Genomic DNA, 18,151 nt, shown 5'->3' on the forward strand with positions numbered 1-18,151 from the left:
CTTTAAAAACTGATCACATTTTATGATTAATCGATTATAATCGATTAATCAATTCTATTGATGAAAATAAGTATCTGTTTCTGGCGGTGTGCTGGCTTGCGCCCGATTTTCCACTCAATCCGACCGAAAGTGGAAGTTAGGCGACCGATTTCGTATCAATTGCGACTGATTAGCTCTTCATCCCGACTAATCGTGTACTACAAAAGACCAATCCACTTCCCATCTAACAAAAAACACCTGCCATGACAGCAGGTGCGACACTTTATTTCTTTAAAGCCGCTTTTAGTTCTTCGCGTTTATTGATGAGCACATCCGCATAGCTAGATTGAGAAGTGGCGGCCGATGTATAGAGTGGTTCAGTGTGAATGATTACCGCTTGTGAGTGAACATTGTCATCGTTCACGGAAAGCAGGGCGTCATATCCAGACTTCTGCCAGTGTGTGACAAAGCGATTGGACGGATATTCTTCATCATAGTAGAAAAAGTCGTGTCCGAACTCTTTCACACCGCCGCGATGAAGCTCGCTATGAATGCCAGCTAACTCGCTTCTCGTATGGTAGGAGTCTTCTTCAGGAATGAAATTATAAGTCGCGAATATAAGCTTGTTATTTTCAAATAAATATTCTAAATGGGCATAGTAACCGTATTTTTCCACGCTGTAAATTAATATACCCAAGTGGCCGTCATGATCACCTAGTATTAAAGGACGTGTTTCACGATTTTTCACTTGTTGATACGTCATTCCCAATTTGATGTCTTTCATTAAGACAGGAGCTGTTTGTCCAGGTGATGGGGGAGCGACTTTGAAGCGATCATCCAAACAGCGGCTTAAAAAGACGGAAAACTGGGCGCGAGTGACGGTATCTTTCGGCTTAAAGGTACCGTTCGAATAGCCGGCGGTAATCCCATTTTCAGCGAGCAAACTAATGTATGGCTGGGCCCAATACGATGTAGACACATCTTTAAAAGTAATATTTTTGTTTCCTTTCAACGAATACGCATTGACTAGCATTCTAGCCATTTCCTCTCGAGTGAGCGGCTTATTCGGATAAAAATTAGTTCCTTTCGGATAAATGCCTTCATCCACAATCGCAGCAATATATTTATACGCACTGTGGGTAACAGGCACATCTTTAAAGCGAGGATTCGGGCGATTGTTCACATTTAAGTTCAAAGCGCGAGCAAGCAAAATGGCTGTTTGCCCACGCGTCACCGATGCATTAGGTTTAAACGTGCCGTCAGAAAAACCGCTAATGATCCCCTTATTCGTAAGAAACTCAATTTCTGTTCTTGCCCAATGATTATTCGTATCTTTGAATTTGCTGCTAGCTTCCGTTTGAGTAGCGGGAACAAACAAACTAAGTAACAGGACGAAAGACAACATCATTTTTAATACATACTTCATGGCGACCACTCCTTTGTTTATGAATAACCAAAAACTAGACAACGTAACGACATCCCCATCGATGAACCATGAATCGCCTCCTTCAGAATATCTCGAATTAATTCAATGGTAACATCTGGGGTATCTGTTTTTTTGGAGGGGTACTTGTGAAAAATGTACAAAAAAGACATCTTTTCGATAAATAAGATGTCTTTTTTCGCAGAAGATTTACCCTCTTTTATACTTTTTCGCTAAGTTCATCGCCATTCGCTGAGGAATTATATTTAACACACTTACTAATACCAACAAGTGAACAGGGGCCAGAGGTTTGAAATAACCACCCCATCGGTCATTCCCTGCCATTTGAGTGATGAAATAATAAGAAACGACAGCCGATACCAAATTTCCGATGAACACAGCCATGGTGTGATGAGAATATTGACCGATGAAAGCGAGAATCGAAGTGACGAGGATCATCAGTACATACCCGATCATTGAGCCATCCGCGAAGTCCTTATACATAGAAAAATAGACAAATGGAAAACCATATAAGCAGAGGATGAGGAGATTCATGGCTACTTTTTTCATAGTGTCGCCTCCCATTTTAGTAGATCAAGCGTGCATCAATATTTCCTTATCAATATATTTCCAATTGGTTGATGCTAGAATTGTATCAATGATTAACACGACTGTCACGTTCCTAAACTTGAAGTTTTTCTATGTTTTTTGATTTGAAAAAAATCATGTTAGGTTGTTCGTTTTTTTAGCTAGGTCTTTTGGTAGAATATTCATAAATACATATTGGTGAGGAGAATGAAGATGAATTATTGGCTCTTTCAAGGCAACCCAAAAGCCTTTGATGTAGATGACTATTTAACTGAAAATGAGGAGCTTACATGGAATGTACGGCAAGCGCATTATGTTTCTGATATACATGTTGGGGATCATGTCTTTATTTGGCGTTCAGATGGTGGTGTGAAATATTCAGGCGGAGTGGTTGCTCTTGCAGAGGTAATGAGTGAGCCATATGAAGGAGAGTCTGCTTGGGAAGTGGAACTTAAGGTACATGAGTATCGTCTGACGGAAGAGGAAGGCATGCTAATGCGCCATCAATTGATGGAATTGCCGATGTTTGACGATTTACCGGTTCTTCGTCTGAAGCAGAATACCAACTATAAGTTATCGGAAAAAGAATTTGAACGATTACATGCCTTTTGGCAGCGTCCAGAAAGGCTAGAAGAACAGTTGCAATTGTCCACACTTGATCAATATTTAGCTTTATTTAGCGAACAAGCGATGGATTGGTTTTCTGAAATGGACTACATTCATGACAATCATGCCTTTTTCCAAGAATTTAAAGGAAAGGTCGCACAAGGAGAGTTGGAGTGGGCATATATTCAAGAAATCGGTCAGCACATCAACGCGTTTATGAGCATGCCTCTTGCTCGGAAGCGGGCTTTAGGGAATAAAAACGCAGAAATTGAAAAATACCGGGACAGCTTTCGCTTTTTATTTTCCGCTGACGTACCTGTCGATGAGCGCATAGATCAATTTATTCATGCTGAAGACTACAAGCTGTTCGGCTTTGGTGAAAGTGTTGTTAGTGAAATTATTGGTAATGTCTATGCAGATGAATATTGCTTTTACAATCAACGCGATCGGGTCGCCTTAGAGAATATTTTGCAGATTCATCCTGATTATCAGCGAGGAGATACTTTCGGACAAAAGTTTCGCAAATTTCAAGAAGCCTTAGCTACACATCAAGTCATTGAGCGATATGAAGCGATTGTGGGCAAACAAACGGATCTGCCTATTTACTTAGAAATTGATCAGTTTTTCAGTTATTTATTTGAAACGTTTCAAGCGAATGAGGAAATGGAGCCAGAAGAGGAAGAGACGGCGATTCAGTATTGGGTACTTGCGGCTGGGGAGGATGGCAAACTGTGGGATCAATTTGAACGCAATCAGGAAATAGCGATTGGCTGGGCTAAATTAGGTGATTTGCGTCAATATTCATCTCGTCAGGAAGTCGGTCGAGTTCTACAAAATGTTGAAAATTTAAGCTATAAGCCTTGGAATAATGCCTATGCCAACTACAATTTTGCGAACATGATGAGCATAGGCGATATCGTCATCATGAAGAAAGGTCGCTCTGCGATCCTGGGCATCGGACGGATTACATCGGACTATCAATACGAAGCAAAGCGGGGAAATTATCGCTCTATTCGGAAAGTGGAATGGCTTCATTTAGGGGAACGATCCGTTGAAGGGTTTAAGTTGCCGATGAAGACATTAACTAACTTTACTTCTCATGAGAGGGAAGTAAAGCAGCTGCTCTCTTTATATGAAGAAGTCAAAATGATGGAAGAAACAAATGATCTTGCTTATACAAAGGAGGATTTACTAGCAGATTTATTTATCCCTGAGGATCAAGTGGATGCCATGATCGACATGCTTGATTATAAGCAAAACATCATTTTGCAAGGACCTCCGGGAGTGGGGAAAACATATGTAGCTAAGCGGCTCGCTTTTTATCATCAGTCAGCGAAAAAGGAAGACAATATCTTATTCGTTCAGTTTCATCAATCCTATGCGTACGAAGACTTTATCCGAGGGTATAAACCTCATGAGGCTGGGCATTTCTATTTGAAAAATGGCTTGTTTTATGAGTTTTGTCAAAAAGCAATGGCGAACCCTTCGGAGAAATACTACGTAATCATTGATGAAATCAACCGCGGCAATTTATCCAAAATCTTTGGTGAATTATTAATGTTGATTGAAACGGATAAAAGAGGGCCAAAACATACGATTCAATTAGCCTATCAAAAGGACGGGGAGTCAGGCTTTTATGTACCCGAAAATCTGTATATCATTGGAACGATGAATACAGCAGATCGCTCGCTCGCCATGGTTGACTTTGCTTTACGGCGCCGCTTTGCCTTCTTGACGTTAGAGCCTGCTTTTCATAGTGAAATCTTTCAGGAATATTTAAGGAAAAAAGGCATTAGTCAAGGGTTCATAGAGAAAATAGTGACTGCTATGCAGGAGATCAATCAAGAAATTGTGAATGACACGATCAATGCTGGACGCGGGTTTGAGATTGGCCATAGCTACTTCACTCCTTCAAAGGCCATGGATGAGGATGAACAAAGATGGTTTGATCGAATTGTTCGCCTTGAAATTGAACCGCTGCTGAAGGAATATTGGTTTGATCAGGAAGAGAAGGTGCGTGAGTTGCTTGCCAAGCTTCAATAAAGTTCCGATTAAAAATATTTATTATATGTTGATGTATGCTTGGGGGATCTTGCCAGAAAAAGATGCGCAAACAGTCGGTCAGGAGGATTACGCTGATATTTATTCGCTGCTGATCGATGTGCTGACAGACAAGCTTCCTGTGTTGATTCGAAAGGGATTGCACCGAGATTATGTAAATCATAAAGAGCTCACACCGACGCTGAAAGGACGAGTGGACTTTTCAGCGTCGCTTCATCGCCAATCTTTTCGGCAGGCAAAAATGGTCTGTGAATTCGACGAGTTGTCTCATGACATCTTGCTGAATCAAGTGATTAAATCCACGTTGATGGAAATTGGCAAGGTGAAAGAACTAGCACCACCTCTTCGCAAAAAAGTATTTCATGTGTTGCCCTATTTTACTGACATCACAGCCATTCCTCTAACACCTAGAGTATTTCAATCGGTTGTTATCGGCAGGAATACACGGCATTATCATTTAGTCATAAGCATTTGCAGACTGTTATTTGAGCATCTTCTTATTAATGAAGAAACAGGGGATCGCCAGTTTGTCAGCTTTGACCGCTCACAAAATCTAGGAAGATTTTTTGAGAAATTTATTTATCACTTTTACCGACTAGAGCAAAATGAATTTCACGTTTGCAGCGAGAATGTAGAGTGGGCCACAGATACAGACCAAACTCATCCGTTGCTACCGCGGATGACAACCGATCTCTCATTGATTAGCCCTAAACGGAAAATTATTATGGATACAAAATTTTATGCTAACTCATTGAGCAGTCACTATGGCACGGAAAAATTTCACAATCAACATCTGTATCAATTGCTCACTTATTTGACCAATAATCAAGCGGTCAAAAAATACCCGTTTCGATTAGAAGGCATCCTGCTCTATCCAAAAGTAGACAAACAGTTGAATGAACAACTAACCATTCACGGACACAGCATTCGAATATGTACATTAGATTTAACCCGTGATTGGCAATCGATACACCAAAGATGCCTGTCACTCCCCGGTTAATAAGCGAAAGAAATCGCTTTGGACTCTGGTTACTATAATGTCACTCTTGCCCGAAAATTGTTCAAACGAGATTTCTTTGTCTATATGTCTTATCGCCGATTCGCAACGAAGGATCATCGATCGCGTGCTACCTAGTTCCATTCATTAAAAGATTTACGATCAATTAAGGGAACAGCGCTTGTCGCCAAGAGGAAAGATTCTTCGCTCAGTTCGTCCTTCTACGGTTGAACGGAGTTTTGCTCATAGTAAAGAACTCCACGGTTTGCGCTATGCGCGTTACCGTGGAGTTCAAAAGGTGAAAACACAAGTTTTGATGACCGCCATCATACAAAACTTGAAAAAATGGGCCAAACTTCGCTCACTTAAGCAAGTAGGCTTACATCTCACACATCAAATTATAGAAGAAATGCCTTTGTAAAACAAATAGAAACATGAAAATGTCAACAAAATTCTTGGCATTTTCATTGACACAACCTTGTTTCATTTTATGCTTGTTGTTTTGTTGGTGCCAATACAATTTCTCGAATATTTACACTTTGAGGTTGATTAAATACAAAATAAATTGTTTCTGCAACTGTATTTGGATTTAGACCACCATGAATAGATTCTTTCCATTCTGTGTAACTCTCTTTAATTTGTTCGTCAGATGTGTGTGATAGTAACTCCGTCTCAACTACACCTGGCGCAATTGTTATAACACGTACGTTATGCTTCGAAACTTCTTCACGGACATTTTCACTCATTGAATGAACTGCGAATTTCGTCCCCACATATGCTGCATGATCAGGGAATGTTTTCTTTCCAGCAATAGAGCTTACATTAATAATAGTTCCTGTTTGGCGCTTAATCATAGAGGGAAGTACTGCTTGCATTCCATTTAATAAACCTAACACATTCACATCATACATTTCTTTCCATTCATTAGGGTTTTGTGTAGCGATATCTCCTAATAACATACGTCCAGCATTATTTACGATTGCTTCAACTGGTCCGAACTTGTCCTCAGCTTCCATAAGAACTTTATTTAAAGCCTCTCTATCTGTTACATCCACACTCGCTTTCATTACATTATCACCTGTAAATTGTTCTAACAAATGGGCACGACGAGCTATAACTAAAACTTTATGACCGTTCTCCATAAATTTCTTTGCCGTAGCTTCACCAATACCTGATGAGGCACCTGTAATTGCAATAAAGCCTGTTTTCATTTTGATTGTCTCTCCTTCTTTGATTTCTAAGTAAAATCAGTTTACAATTGAAGCTACTTGAGGTAAAGTAGGCACCTCTTTGTCCTTTAGTAACCTTGAGGTACTTATATAAGGGAGACAATGAATTGAATCAGAAAAAATATTTAAATGAGTTTGATGCAACGATGCAAATCATTCAAGGAAAATGGAAAATAATGATTTTATATGAACTATACGAGAACCCTATCAAACGATTTGGAGAACTTCAAAAATATATTGAGGATATTTCACATAAAACACTATCCAGACAATTAAGGGAACTAGAAAAGGATGGACTAATTACAAAAACTGTTTATCCAGAAGTCCCTCCTCGAGTAGAATATTCCCTAACTAAAAAAGGATTATCCCTTATTCCTTTACTCGATATGATTTGTGAATGGGGGATTACTCATATAAAGAGGGAACATTTAGAACGTGTGTTATGTGATAATTAGGTACCTGTCACCCCCCGGTTTTTGTCGAATGACAAGCATGTAGTTTTGTGAAAACGTGGATGATCTACAATAAAGTTTCGTGACAATCATTCCGCACCTCTAGTTCTTTTTGGAGGGGCGGTTTTTTGTTGGATATTTATGTTAATATTGCAATGGAGGTTGTAGAAAATATGCCTATATTAAAGGGGCGATTTTGTTCAAAAAGAGAAAGGGGGATATCAAGATCCACTTAATACGTTAAACAGAAAGGAACCTCATGAAAAAGATCAAAAAATTAATAAAGTTTATTGGAGTCCTTCTTGTCTTATCACTAATTGTAGCGCTTTTTTTCCCGACATGGACTGCACGTATAAAAGGTGATAACAGTATAAGTACATTGGAACAAGTAAAGATCAATGGAAGTAATCATGAAGTGATGATACGCGGCAATGATAGGGATCATCCAGTGATTATTTTTGTACATGGCGGACCAGGGTGTCCAGAAATACCATATGCTGATAAATACCAAAACTTATTAGAAAACGATTTTACAATTGTTCATTACGACCAAAGAGCAAGCGGAAAATCCTATCATTTTTCTGAAGACTATTCTAACCTTTCATCAGACTTACTCGTCGAGGACTTGCTGGCTATGACGGACTATATATCAAAACGTCTTGGCAAGGAAAAGGTCATCCTCATTGGTCATTCTTATGGTACATATATTGCAACACAAGCGGCTTATAGAGCGCCTGGAAAATATGAAGCATACATTGGCATTGGGCAAATGAGTGATACAGTGGAAAGCGAGATTGATAGTTTGAACTACTCTATTAATCAAGCTCAACATGAGGGGAATACGGAGGATGTTTTATATTTACAAGGGCTGACTGAAAAAATCAAAAAGGGTGATACATTTACTCCACGAAATTATGTTGCAAAATATGGCGGGTCTTCAAGACTTATTGAGAACCCTGATGGGAATAACATCGGTATGTTATTCAGTAGTGAGTACAACTTATTAGATGTCATCCGTTACAACTATGGACTATCCTACTCTCAAAAAGTTTTGTTAAAAGAAGTGTTGGAGAATCCATTGCCTAAGATCGTGCCGAAACTAGAAGTCCCTTGCTACTTTGTTATGGGGAAATACGACTACATGACTTCCTCTCATGCAGCAAAAACATATTTTGATATGCTTGAAGCCAATCAAAAAGAATTTATCCTTTCCGGCAAGAAGACTCCATCTGATTTGTGTTACGGGTGAAGCCCGACAATTCAGGTGGAGATGAATTACCGTCAGCCAACAGGCTGAACTTTTTTGTTTAGTTCATAACTATTTTTAAGAACAAACATTCGCTTCTTTTTTTGTCTTATGATATAATTAGTCGTAGATAAGGAGGGCATAGATATGACAGTTAAATTGGACAACAACAACCATTCAGTGTTCTCGCTCTGCTATCATTTAATTTTGGTTATTAAATACCGCAAAGAAGTGCTGGATGATGACATTTCAGATTATCTGAAGGAACACTTCGTTCGGTTACTTGAGCCAAAAGGAATTACCCTAGAAGAATGGAATCATGATGGAGATCACGTTCATATTTTGTTTCGTTCAGTTCCAAATATTGATTTGTCAAAAGCTATTAACAGTTACAAAAGTGTTAGTTCTCGTTTCGTGAAACGAGATTTCCCTAAGATCAAACAGGATCTATGGAAAGAAATGTTTTGGTCTCGAAGTTATTGCCTTTTAACAACGGGCGGCGCATCGATAGATGTCATTCGTAAGTACATTGAATCACAAGGAATGAACTAATTTTCATTAACTCCACGAGAAAGGCGGTGAAAACAATGACTAGAAAGAAAGCAGTTAAAGTATTACGCAAACAAAAGAAAAGTGAAAACATTCAACGTTTCACTCAAAAACAGAATATTGGACGAGCTTGCCTCAAGGCAAAAGAATTTCGTGTACTTCAACGCATGTCACATAGTTCAAAAGCGTTGCGAAATGTTGGATTGTACACCATTAAGCAAGGTTATTTGAACCACAATAAAATGGCTACCGTAAAAGAAGTGGACGCTGCCATGAAAGCCGATATGAACTATTGGGGTGTTCAATCCAACTCTGTTCAAGCTATCCGTAGAACCTTATATGCAGAAGCGAAAAGCTTTTTTAAAGCACTGGAACAGTGGAAGAAAAACCCTGAAACATTCACAGGTCGCCCTAAGTTTCCGAAATATTCTGGTTCGACTGAAAAACGAATAATTGAAATCTATCAAGTTCCAAAAGTAGATGATAACGGGTATTGGACGATTCCAATGAATGTTGAATTCAGAAAAAGATTTGGTTCCATCAAGATACGTATGCCTAAAAACTTAATGAATAAAAAAATTTCCTACATTGAAATTGTACCCAAACAAAAAGGTCGGTTCTTTGAGGTGCATTACACATATGAAGTGCACGTTTCTCAAATGAAGAAAAAATCAACGACTACTGTTAACGCTTTAAGTTGCGATTTAGGTGTAGACAGATTATTAAGTTGTGCAACAAACACAGGTGATACGTTCTTGATTGATGGCAAAAAACTAAAATCTATTAACCAATACTTCAACAAAATGATCAGTCATCTGCAACAAAAAAATATTGAAAATGGACTTTCAAAACGTGTTGTAACGAATCAAATGGCTGAACTTTGGAACAAACGAGAAAGACAAATGAATGGTTACATTTCACAAACTGTAGGTTTGTTGTTCAAAAAAGTGAAAGAATTCAACATAGATACTGTTGTCGTAGGTTATAACACTGGTTGGAAACAAGAATACGATATGGGAAAAAAGAATAATCAAACATTTGTTCAAATCCCATTCAATAAACTGATTTCAGCCATCGAGAATAAATGTTTAAAAGAAGGCATTCAATTCTTTAAACAAGAAGAAAGCTATACCTCAAAAGCTAGTTTCTTAGACAAAGATATGATTCCTGTTTGGTCAAAGGATAATAAGACGAATTATCGCTTTAGTGGCAAACGAATCACTCGTGGTCTGTATCGAAGTGAATCAGGGAAATGTATCCACGCTGATATTAATGGTGCGTTGAATACATTGCAAAAATCAGGAGTTGTAGAATTGAATGAAAACCTCAAAGTGAAAACTCCGATTCTATTAGAAGTGCAAAAACGTAAGGCTGTTGCTTCGTGCATAGCTTAGTGGGTGTGTCAACCATCCATGTGTACTCGACTTGTCGGGGCTTGTAGCACACGCCGGAGTAATCTGAGTGGTGACTTCTTCCGCAAGGGAGAATTGCTCTTTTTCGAAAGGGTGGTGCAAGTGGGAAAACAATCGTTCGTTGCCAGTACCAACCAAAAACTTACTTGGGGTGTTGCCGTAAGGTGGCATGGATTCTAGAGCGTCAAACTGTCTAGTGATAGACGAAAAGACCTAGAGTTCTAACTCAAGCCCCCACTGAAGCGTTTCATCTCAGTGGGGGTAGTTGACTACATTTGAGAAATCAGCTCATTATCCACAAATGGAAGAGAAGGAAAAATTTCATGAATGGATGTCTAATGTATTTATAAATTGAATCACTTTGTTTTGATCGCTAAAGATAAGTAAATTGAGATCTTCACTCTCATTTATTAAAAGGAGAGCGCTACGAAAAGCCGCTCTCCTTGTTTCTTCATTTGTGAACTATCGCGTTGCATTTCTTCTAACAAAATAAAGAAAAACCAGCTGAATGACTACAACCATTATAAAGGCAATACCCAACACAATGAATGATACCATTCTGATTTCAGGAGTTTGAACAGCCCCTGCCCCATCCACTTCCCTTATTCCAATAAATACGGCTCCAACAGCAAAAATCAATAGCCACACCATATTTATAAGCCACCATATTTTCATTTTCACCATCAATGTCTCCTTTCTCAGCGAGTTAGTAAATCTACTGATACTGCCAATTTATCACCAAAAAACATATGATAATTCCAAATTCTTCATCCTTCTTAATAACAGTATCCTAATTACAAGTCATTTACCAGTTTGAAAGTCCTAGCTTCCTCTTACAATTTCATGAGATTTGTCGATCAATAAAATAGGTGGAAATATAAAGGGAAAATTCAATGCAATGTAGAGGGTGTCTGTTTTTTTAATTCACCTTTCTGTTAAAATATTAGAAAACACTAAAAAAGGAGTCGTTCCTATGCCTACTTACAATAAACTCGTCCGTGACCGCATTCCAGAAATCATCGAAAAAGACGGCAAATCTTTAAAAACTCGTATTCTTAACGAGCAAGAATACTATGAAGAAGTCCATAAGAAAATGAATGAAGAATTGATGGAATATGAAGCTGCCGCTAACGACGAAGAGGCACTCGAAGAACTGGCGGATCTACTAGAACTGATCCATGCAGCAGCCACAATTCATGGGGCCGATTACGAACAACTTGAAGCGATTCGTGAGCGTAAGGCAGAAAAGCGCGGCGGATTTCAGGAGCGGATTTTTTTGATTGAGGTGGAGGATGACTAAGCTACAATTAATCACTAAAAACTTGGTGGACACGATTAATGTACTCGCAGAAGAGGCGGAAGAAATTTATATTCTCACTTCTTTTGTAATGAAGTCGGGTGTGAAAAAGATTCTTCCTTCATTAAAAAAGGCCGCTTTGCGCGGGGCGGAAATTAAAATTGGCACAGGTGACTATTTACATATTACTCAGCCGGATGCCCTTCAGCTTCTTGTGGATGAACTGCCTGAAGCGAAAATCCGCATGTGGAAAAGCGGAGGAAAATCCTTTCATCCGAAAGCGTATTTGTTTCGGACCAATGGATCAGGTCATTTAATTGTTGGCTCATCGAATCTATCAGCTTCGGCGTTAACGAGTGGGATAGAGTGGAATCTTCATGCTCCGCCAGCTGTGGATAAAGATATTTTTGAGAAGGGGTTAGAGGAGTTTTTCTCTATTTTTCAACATGAATTTACCATCCCTGTGAATAAGGAAACGATTAAGCAATATCGAGAAAGCTACGATCAGTTTCATAGAGAGCAGTCCGTGGCGAAACAGTGGACAGAAGCGGAAGAAACAGAAATGATGTTTTCAGAACCTGCTGATCAAGCACAACTCTTGAGTGAGACAACAGAGCCATACATAGTGAATCAAGAATTAAGTCCAAGACCCGCTCAAGAAGAAGCGTTAGCAGCGCTGGAAAATACACTTGAAGAAGAGTATGACCGCGCGCTTGTCGTCATGGCAACAGGGCTTGGAAAAACATATCTTGCGGCTTTTTTCGCTCGCAAATTTCAACGAATCCTATTTATTGCGCATCAAAAAGAGTTATTAACACAAGCGAAAAAATCATTTCAGCATGTGATGCCAGAAAGAACGGCGGGCATTTTAAATGCGGACTACAAAGAAAAAGATGTGGATATGCTGTTTGCTTCTGTGTTTACTATTGGAATGAAGCATCATTTAGAAAGCTTTGCTCCAACTGATTTTGATTTAATTATTATTGATGAATTTCACCATGCGGCCACTCAGTCTTACCAAACGATTCTTGACTATTTTCAGCCGAAATTCTTGCTTGGGATCACAGCAACTCCTGATCGAATGGACAATAAAGATGTGTACAGCATTTGTGATGGAAATACCGCTTATCGAATTCATTTTATTGAAGCAATTCAGAAAAACTGGCTCGCTCCGTTTGTCTATTATGGAGTGTATGATGACACCGATTATTCTGCACTCACTTGGTTGGGGACAAGGTATGATGAAGAACAGCTGTTGCAAGTTCAGCTGAAAGAAGAAATGGCTGAAAAAATTGAAACCGCATGGGAAAAATACCGTCAAACAAAAACAATTGGCTTTTGCTCATCGATTCGTCAGGCGGAATTTTTAAGCGATTATTTTAACCGAAAAGGCTGGAAAACGATTGCGCTTCATTCACAAACAAAGAGCTATTCTCGTCAGGACGCGATAAAAGCACTGGATTCAGGGGAGCTCGATATCATTTTTACCGTTGATCTATTTAACGAAGGGATTGATATTCCTTCTGTGGATACACTGTTATTTGCTCGTCCAACTCAATCGTTGACGATATTCACTCAGCAAATCGGGCGTGGTCTTCGGGTTGCCGATGGAAAGAGCCATTGTGTGATCATTGATTTAATTGGGAACTACCACAACGCCGATATTAAATTGCAAGTCTTTGATAGTGATCCTGATAACAAGAAGAAAAAGAAAGGGATCATCCCAACTGTTCCAGAAAATTGTCATATGGAGTTTGACTTGCAAGCAGTCGAGCTATTAAAGGAAATGACTCGCAAAAAGAATCCGAGAAAAGACCAGTTATTATATGCGTATGAAGAGTTAAAACTAGAGCTTGGTAGACGACCGTCTTATCTCGAATTTCACTTAAAAGGCCATGCCGACAGCAAAGCAATCAAAGAGTTTTACGGCTCTTATCCAGGGTTTCTTCACGCCATTCAGGAGCTGACGGGACAAGAAGAGCAGGTTTATTTAGCCCATGAAAGCTGGCTTCAAGAAGTGGAACGAACAAGCATGACAAAAAGCTATAAAATGGTGGTTCTCAGCTACATGCTTTCCAAAGGGACAAACAAATGGCTTGAACCGATCACGCCAGAAGAAGCAGCGCCGTTTTTCCATGATTACTTAACATCAAAGGCATATAGAAAAAGAATCGACTTCTCCGATAAGCAAAGCCGAGAGCTTGAACAATACGAGGAGAAGAAAGTCGCTGACCTCATTGCCAAAATGCCCATGACAAAATGGAGCGGATCTTCAAAGGGAATGATCTCGTTTGAGGACAACCAGTTCCAAGTGCATATTGAAGTGGAAAAAGAACATGAACAAATCTTATTTGACTGGACGAAGGAGATTTGTGACTATCGATTGCATTGGCATTTTGAGAGGAAAGACCATACGAAGCAACAATGATTAAAGTATTAGAATAGAGATCATTTATAGTATGATAGAAACAAATTAGCTTGTGAGTGGTGGGCATAGGAGGTTTAACGGATTAAATGATTGATACGAAAATTGCAGCAAAAGAAATCCTGTTTAAAGATTTATTTGGTTCGAAATTCGCTTTTCAAATCCCTGGATATCAACGGCAATATTCTTGGGAAAAAGATCAACAAAATCAATTGTTTGAGGATATTCAAGAAGCGCTTGTCTATAAAGAAGAGAGTTATTTTCTAGGTAGCGTCATTTTACAAGTGATGTCTCAAAAAAGTGATGAAAGTGGCGTTTATGATGTAGTAGATGGTCAACAGCGTTTAACGACTTTGACGATCTTAATAGCGGTGATGCGAGATTTAGTGACGGATTCGCGTGCGAAGGTGACGTTGCAATCAAAAATTTATCAGGAAGCAGATCCATATGAAGATAAGCCAGAAACGGTTCGCCTGCGTGTAAGAGATCGGGATTTTGCTTTTTTTAAGAAGCATATTTTAGAAGAAGAAGGTACGAATCTTCCTGTTAGTGAGACGGATTTAACGGAATCACAAGAAAGAATGATCGAAGCAATTGAACTATTCCGTGGAAAGTTTTATGAGAATGGGCTACTAAAAGAAGAATTTCTTAAGCAAATGATTCAATTTGTTTTAAATAAGTGTATGTTTGTGTATGTAAAAACAGGCACATTTACATCAGCCTTTCGTTTATTTTCGATTTTAAATGACCGGGGGATGCCATTAACTAATGCCGATTTATTAAAAAGTACGAATTTAGGAGCCATAAATGAATTAGAACGCCCACATTACCAAAATCTATGGGAGTCCATGGAAGAAGAACTTGGGCGAGAAGAATTAGAGAAATTGCTCGGTTTTATTCGTTTGATTTTTGTAAAAGAAAAAGCGAGAAAAACGATTCAGGAAGAATATACGGAGAAGGTTTTTGATAAGCATCCTGAATTCAAAGGTCAAAAATTTATTGAATACTTACTCCGTTTTGCCAATATTTATCGAGAGAAGATTTTAAATGCCGATATTCAAACGGCTGATAAAGAAATTGGGGCTAAGTACTACGGATTGTTAACGTTAATGCGCGATTTTATTCCATTTTCTGATTGGATTCCAGTCTTCATTAGCTTCTGTCAAAAGTTCTCAAACGATGGGGAAGCCTATTCTTTCTTAAAAGTGTTAGAGCGGAAAAATGTTGTTAGCTGGGTGAAAGGTATTACGCCAACGGCTAGAGTCGTAGAAACAGTGAAAATGATTCAAGTCATTGAACAAGCTGAGACAGTAGAGCAAGTGTATCAAGCGGATATTTTTCAAACTCAATTAGATCAAGAGGTGTTTTCTTATAACATTCATTCTAATGAATTATATAAGAAAAAATATGCTAAATACTTACTTCTTCGTTTAGATATGGCCCTTAGTGAAAACGTAAATGTGAAAAAGTCCTACACAGGCATCATTAGTGTAGAACATATTTTGCCACAAAAGCCATCAGACAATAGTGATTGGAAGAAAGGATTTACAGACGAACAAAGAAAAATATGGACACATCGATTAGGTAATCTTGTTTTATTAAGTCGTAAAAAGAATGCTTCTGCCAATAACAGAGAGTTTCAAATTAAACTACAGAAATACTTCTCTAATGGAATTACAGACTTTGAACTAACGAAAGAATTGAAGAATTATCAACAGTGGACAATAGAAGAGTGTCAAGTTCGTCATCAACAATTAGTTGATAAATTAATGCAATTATATTTAGTATAAGAAGTTTTAATATCTATGCGCCACCCTCCTGCTATTTAGTGGAGGTGGCTTTTTTTTACACTAAATTGCTATAATAAAGCAAAAAAGGAGTAATCATGCAAATATACAGTCTATCTTCATTTATTTTTGCTTTAATTGGTGCGATGTTTGTTGAGATGTCGTTTGTGCTTGAGAATTTTGTGGAGTATGTGTTTGCGATTGGGTTGGTGTTTTTGGTTGCTGGTGTGTTGGTGAGCCTTGGAGCGATGCGGAATGGGGAGACGGGCTGGCTGAAGTGGGGAGGGGTGGCGATCTTCTTTTTGATGTTGCTGCTTATTGTGTGGTTGTCACCGCTTCATTTTGTGAGATTGGTAGTTTGGGTGAAGAATTGGCCGATTTTTGAGATGTTGGATCGAATGTTTGTCGGAAAGGTAGGATAAGGGATGATGTTGGAAACGGAGAGATGTGAGCTTTGCTTGATTGGGCGAGCGGATGCAGCGGATGTGAAGGGATTATATCAAAATGAGGAAGTGAGAAAGTATCTTGGAGGGGTTCGCGAAGAGGAATCGATGGGAGCCGTTATGGATGAGATGCTTCATCCAGAGGAAGGGGCATTCTATTGGGTGGTGAGAGAGAAAGGGACGGGTCATTTTATTGGGTTGGTGTCGCTTGATCGTCATCATGATGGAGAAGATCTGGAGATTTCTTATCAGTTTTTGCCGAGTTGGTGGGGATGTGGTTATGCGACGGAAGTGGTGTTTGCGGTGATTCAGTATGGATTACGTGAGTTGAAGTGTGGGAGAGTTGTAGCAGAAACTCAAACAGCAAATATTGCCTCTTGCCGGTTGTTAGAGCGAGTGGGGATGCGGCTGGAACGAAGGGTGATGCGCTTTGGAGCGGAGCAAGCGATTTATTGTGCGGAGGCGGTATAAGGGTGGATGTTTGTCTATATACATAAGTGCTTGTCCGAGATTTCAGAAAAAACTTAATTTTAGTTGAGAGGTTGTTTCTCCCTTATAATGAACACACTAAAGTGAAACTTCAATCAGTGGGGGTTTTCTTCATCCCCCGCTGATTGTTAGTTGAACGGATCGGGCGTTTACGGGCTGTTGATCCCCACCTACATGCCTGCGTTTTTTTCTCCTATGTTGAGGTGGGGGTCTTACAGCCCGTTAATGCGGGATAAATGATATGTGTGAGCGAAGGGGGAGCGGCGTTTGAAGTTATTGATGATGGCGGTTGGCTCGGTCATTGTAGGAGTTGCTTATAATTTATTTTTGATTCCTCATGAGATTTTGAGCAGCGGGTTGAGCGGGATTGCGATTATGCTTGGATTGATTACGCCTTTGAATACAGGGGTGATTAACTTTTTGTTAAATCTTCCTTTGTTGTTAGTTGGTGTGAAGAAGCTCGGGAAGCAATTTATTTATTATACGATTTTTTCGGTTGTGATGATTTCGGTGAGTTTGTATGTGATTCCGATTTATGAAGTGTCGACGGAGCCGGTTTTGTCTTCTTTGTTCGGCGGGGTGTTGACGGGACTTGGGATTGGGCTGATTTTTCGGGCTTCTGGATCATCCGGCGGTTTTGATATTATTGCGATGTTGTTAACGAAGAAGAAGGATTTTCCACTCGGCGCGCTGTTGTCGGCGATGAACGGAGTGGTCGTTGCGGCGTCCGGCTTTATTTTCACCTGGGATGCGGCGCTGTATACGATGCTGGCGATTTATGCGACCGGCAAAGTGGTCGATGCGATCCATACGAATCATATTAAATTGACGCTGACGATTATTACGGCGAAAGGGGAAGCGGTGAAAGATAAGCTGCTTGCGAATGTCTATCGTGGCGTAACGATGATGCCAGGTGTCGGCGCATATTCTGGTGAGGAGCGCGCGGTGCTGATGACAGTCATTACGCGTTATCAGTTGAATAGTGTGAAGGAAATGATTCATGAGGCGGATCCGAATGCGTTTATTAACGTGACGGAGACAGTTGAAGTGTTTGGGTCATTTCATAGAGGATAGATGAACAGCCTTTTCCGAATGGGAAAGGTTTTTTCTATACAAAAAGAAAATATGCTTGTAAATGATAGATTAATATTGTCGGGACCATTAAAAT

The 18,151-nt window shown here is 39.4% G+C and carries 17 protein-coding genes and 1 pseudogene; 14 read left to right on the forward strand and 4 right to left on the reverse strand.

Features of this window, described 5'->3' with window-relative positions:
• Positions 1 to 262: 262 nt before the first annotated feature.
• Together IRB43_RS07965 and IRB43_RS07970 are read right to left on the reverse strand one after the other, a co-directional pair.
• On the reverse strand, positions 263 to 1,405 hold the full coding sequence (locus IRB43_RS07965) for an S-layer homology domain-containing protein (RefSeq protein ID WP_203362936.1): 1,143 nt from the start codon (positions 1,403 to 1,405) through the stop codon (positions 263 to 265).
• A 207-nt stretch (positions 1,406 to 1,612) separates the two neighbouring features.
• Positions 1,613 to 1,972 carry a hypothetical protein gene (locus IRB43_RS07970; RefSeq protein ID WP_203362937.1) on the reverse strand — a complete coding sequence of 120 codons (360 nt, stop codon included), beginning with the start codon at positions 1,970 to 1,972 and terminating at the stop codon, positions 1,613 to 1,615.
• A 231-nt stretch (positions 1,973 to 2,203) separates the two neighbouring features.
• On the opposite strand from IRB43_RS07970, the gene IRB43_RS07975 reads away from it, so the two are divergent.
• The 3 genes from IRB43_RS07975 to IRB43_RS07985 all read left to right on the forward strand — a co-directional run bounded on the left by IRB43_RS07975 (position 2,204) and on the right by IRB43_RS07985 (position 6,075).
• Positions 2,204 to 4,639 carry an AAA family ATPase gene (locus tag IRB43_RS07975; RefSeq protein ID WP_203362938.1) on the forward strand — a complete coding sequence of 812 codons (2,436 nt, stop codon included), beginning with the start codon at positions 2,204 to 2,206 and terminating at the stop codon, positions 4,637 to 4,639.
• Entirely contained in the window at positions 4,614 to 5,657 is a 1,044-nt protein-coding gene (locus IRB43_RS07980) for a 5-methylcytosine restriction system specificity protein McrC (protein WP_203362939.1), read from the forward strand. Before IRB43_RS07975 ends, IRB43_RS07980 begins: the two co-directional genes overlap by 26 nt.
• A 178-nt stretch (positions 5,658 to 5,835) precedes the next feature.
• Positions 5,836 to 6,075 (forward strand): transposase, encoded by a 240-nt coding sequence (locus IRB43_RS07985; RefSeq protein WP_203362940.1) that lies wholly within the window; start codon positions 5,836 to 5,838, stop codon positions 6,073 to 6,075.
• Positions 6,076 to 6,142: 67 nt separating this feature from the next.
• Here IRB43_RS07985 and IRB43_RS07990 read toward each other — a convergent pair whose 3' ends face one another.
• Positions 6,143 to 6,865, reverse strand: a complete 723-nt coding sequence (locus IRB43_RS07990) for an SDR family oxidoreductase (protein ID WP_203362941.1) — start codon at positions 6,863 to 6,865, stop codon at positions 6,143 to 6,145.
• A 125-nt stretch (positions 6,866 to 6,990) separates the two neighbouring features.
• Between IRB43_RS07990 and IRB43_RS07995 the strand changes: the two genes are divergently transcribed.
• From IRB43_RS07995 to IRB43_RS17835, 5 genes and pseudogenes are all read left to right on the forward strand, one after another.
• The gene (locus IRB43_RS07995) at positions 6,991 to 7,338 is read left to right on the forward strand and encodes a winged helix-turn-helix transcriptional regulator (protein WP_203362942.1); all 348 of its coding nucleotides are present in this window, start codon (positions 6,991 to 6,993) and stop codon (positions 7,336 to 7,338) included.
• Positions 7,339 to 7,594: 256 nt separating this feature from the next.
• Entirely contained in the window at positions 7,595 to 8,584 is a 990-nt protein-coding gene (locus IRB43_RS08000; protein WP_203362943.1) for an alpha/beta fold hydrolase, read from the forward strand.
• A 144-nt stretch (positions 8,585 to 8,728) separates the two neighbouring features.
• On the forward strand, positions 8,729 to 9,133 hold the full coding sequence (gene tnpA / locus IRB43_RS08005; RefSeq protein ID WP_203362944.1) for an IS200/IS605 family transposase: 405 nt from the start codon (positions 8,729 to 8,731) through the stop codon (positions 9,131 to 9,133).
• Between the two features lie 35 nt (positions 9,134 to 9,168).
• Positions 9,169 to 10,524, forward strand: a complete 1,356-nt coding sequence (locus IRB43_RS08010) for an RNA-guided endonuclease TnpB family protein (protein WP_203362945.1) — start codon at positions 9,169 to 9,171, stop codon at positions 10,522 to 10,524.
• A 289-nt stretch (positions 10,525 to 10,813) separates the two neighbouring features.
• Positions 10,814 to 10,897 (forward strand): annotated as a pseudogene (locus IRB43_RS17835) (alpha/beta hydrolase); the annotation flags it as partial.
• A 107-nt stretch (positions 10,898 to 11,004) separates the two neighbouring features.
• Here the strand turns inward: IRB43_RS17835 and IRB43_RS08015 are convergent.
• Positions 11,005 to 11,226, reverse strand: coding sequence for a DUF3923 family protein (locus IRB43_RS08015; RefSeq protein WP_203362946.1), 222 nt, complete (start codon positions 11,224 to 11,226; stop codon positions 11,005 to 11,007).
• 289 nt (positions 11,227 to 11,515) lie between these two features.
• On the opposite strand from IRB43_RS08015, the gene IRB43_RS08020 reads away from it, so the two are divergent.
• The 6 genes from IRB43_RS08020 (at position 11,516) to IRB43_RS08045 (ending at position 18,057) form a co-directional block, all read left to right on the forward strand.
• Positions 11,516 to 11,842, forward strand: coding sequence for a nucleoside triphosphate pyrophosphohydrolase (locus IRB43_RS08020; protein ID WP_203362947.1), 327 nt, complete (start codon positions 11,516 to 11,518; stop codon positions 11,840 to 11,842).
• On the forward strand, positions 11,835 to 14,267 hold the full coding sequence (locus tag IRB43_RS08025; RefSeq protein WP_203362948.1) for a DEAD/DEAH box helicase family protein: 2,433 nt from the start codon (positions 11,835 to 11,837) through the stop codon (positions 14,265 to 14,267). The genes IRB43_RS08020 and IRB43_RS08025 overlap by 8 nt, the downstream gene beginning before the upstream one ends.
• 86 nt (positions 14,268 to 14,353) lie before the next feature.
• Complete coding sequence (locus tag IRB43_RS08030; protein ID WP_203362949.1) at positions 14,354 to 16,054, forward strand: DUF262 domain-containing protein; 1,701 nt, start codon at positions 14,354 to 14,356, stop codon at positions 16,052 to 16,054.
• Positions 16,055 to 16,149: 95 nt separating this feature from the next.
• A complete protein-coding gene (locus tag IRB43_RS08035; RefSeq protein WP_203362950.1) occupies positions 16,150 to 16,473 on the forward strand; it encodes a hypothetical protein in 324 nt (107 codons plus the stop codon).
• Positions 16,474 to 16,476: 3 nt separating this feature from the next.
• Entirely contained in the window at positions 16,477 to 16,965 is a 489-nt protein-coding gene (locus tag IRB43_RS08040; protein WP_238941896.1) for a GNAT family N-acetyltransferase, read from the forward strand.
• A 297-nt stretch (positions 16,966 to 17,262) separates the two neighbouring features.
• The gene (locus IRB43_RS08045; RefSeq protein WP_203363174.1) at positions 17,263 to 18,057 is read left to right on the forward strand and encodes a YitT family protein; all 795 of its coding nucleotides are present in this window, start codon (positions 17,263 to 17,265) and stop codon (positions 18,055 to 18,057) included.
• The last annotated feature ends 94 nt before the right edge of the window (positions 18,058 to 18,151 follow it).

Source organism: Bacillus sp. REN10, from assembly GCF_016820555.1.
GTDB lineage: Bacteria > Bacillota > Bacilli > Bacillales > Domibacillaceae > Bacillus_CE.

Excerpts from the sequence above, each read along its gene's own strand:
- IRB43_RS07965 (WP_203362936.1), bottom strand. The coding sequence starts at position 1,405 with ATGAAGTATGTATTAAAAATGATGTTGTCTTTCGTCCTGTTACTTAGT.
- IRB43_RS07970 (WP_203362937.1), bottom strand. The coding sequence starts at position 1,972 with ATGAAAAAAGTAGCCATGAATCTCCTCATCCTCTGCTTATATGGTTTT.
- IRB43_RS07975 (WP_203362938.1), top strand. The coding sequence starts at position 2,204 with ATGAATTATTGGCTCTTTCAAGGCAACCCAAAAGCCTTTGATGTAGAT.
- IRB43_RS07990 (WP_203362941.1), bottom strand. The coding sequence starts at position 6,865 with ATGAAAACAGGCTTTATTGCAATTACAGGTGCCTCATCAGGTATTGGT.
- IRB43_RS08000 (WP_203362943.1), top strand. The coding sequence starts at position 7,595 with ATGAAAAAGATCAAAAAATTAATAAAGTTTATTGGAGTCCTTCTTGTC.
- tnpA (WP_203362944.1), top strand. The coding sequence starts at position 8,729 with ATGACAGTTAAATTGGACAACAACAACCATTCAGTGTTCTCGCTCTGC.
- IRB43_RS08010 (WP_203362945.1), top strand. The coding sequence starts at position 9,169 with ATGACTAGAAAGAAAGCAGTTAAAGTATTACGCAAACAAAAGAAAAGT.
- IRB43_RS08015 (WP_203362946.1), bottom strand. The coding sequence starts at position 11,226 with ATGGTGAAAATGAAAATATGGTGGCTTATAAATATGGTGTGGCTATTG.
- IRB43_RS08020 (WP_203362947.1), top strand. The coding sequence starts at position 11,516 with ATGCCTACTTACAATAAACTCGTCCGTGACCGCATTCCAGAAATCATC.
- IRB43_RS08025 (WP_203362948.1), top strand. The coding sequence starts at position 11,835 with ATGACTAAGCTACAATTAATCACTAAAAACTTGGTGGACACGATTAAT.
- IRB43_RS08030 (WP_203362949.1), top strand. The coding sequence starts at position 14,354 with ATGATTGATACGAAAATTGCAGCAAAAGAAATCCTGTTTAAAGATTTA.
- IRB43_RS08035 (WP_203362950.1), top strand. The coding sequence starts at position 16,150 with ATGCAAATATACAGTCTATCTTCATTTATTTTTGCTTTAATTGGTGCG.
- IRB43_RS08040 (WP_238941896.1), top strand. The coding sequence starts at position 16,477 with ATGATGTTGGAAACGGAGAGATGTGAGCTTTGCTTGATTGGGCGAGCG.
- IRB43_RS08045 (WP_203363174.1), top strand. The coding sequence starts at position 17,263 with ATGATGGCGGTTGGCTCGGTCATTGTAGGAGTTGCTTATAATTTATTT.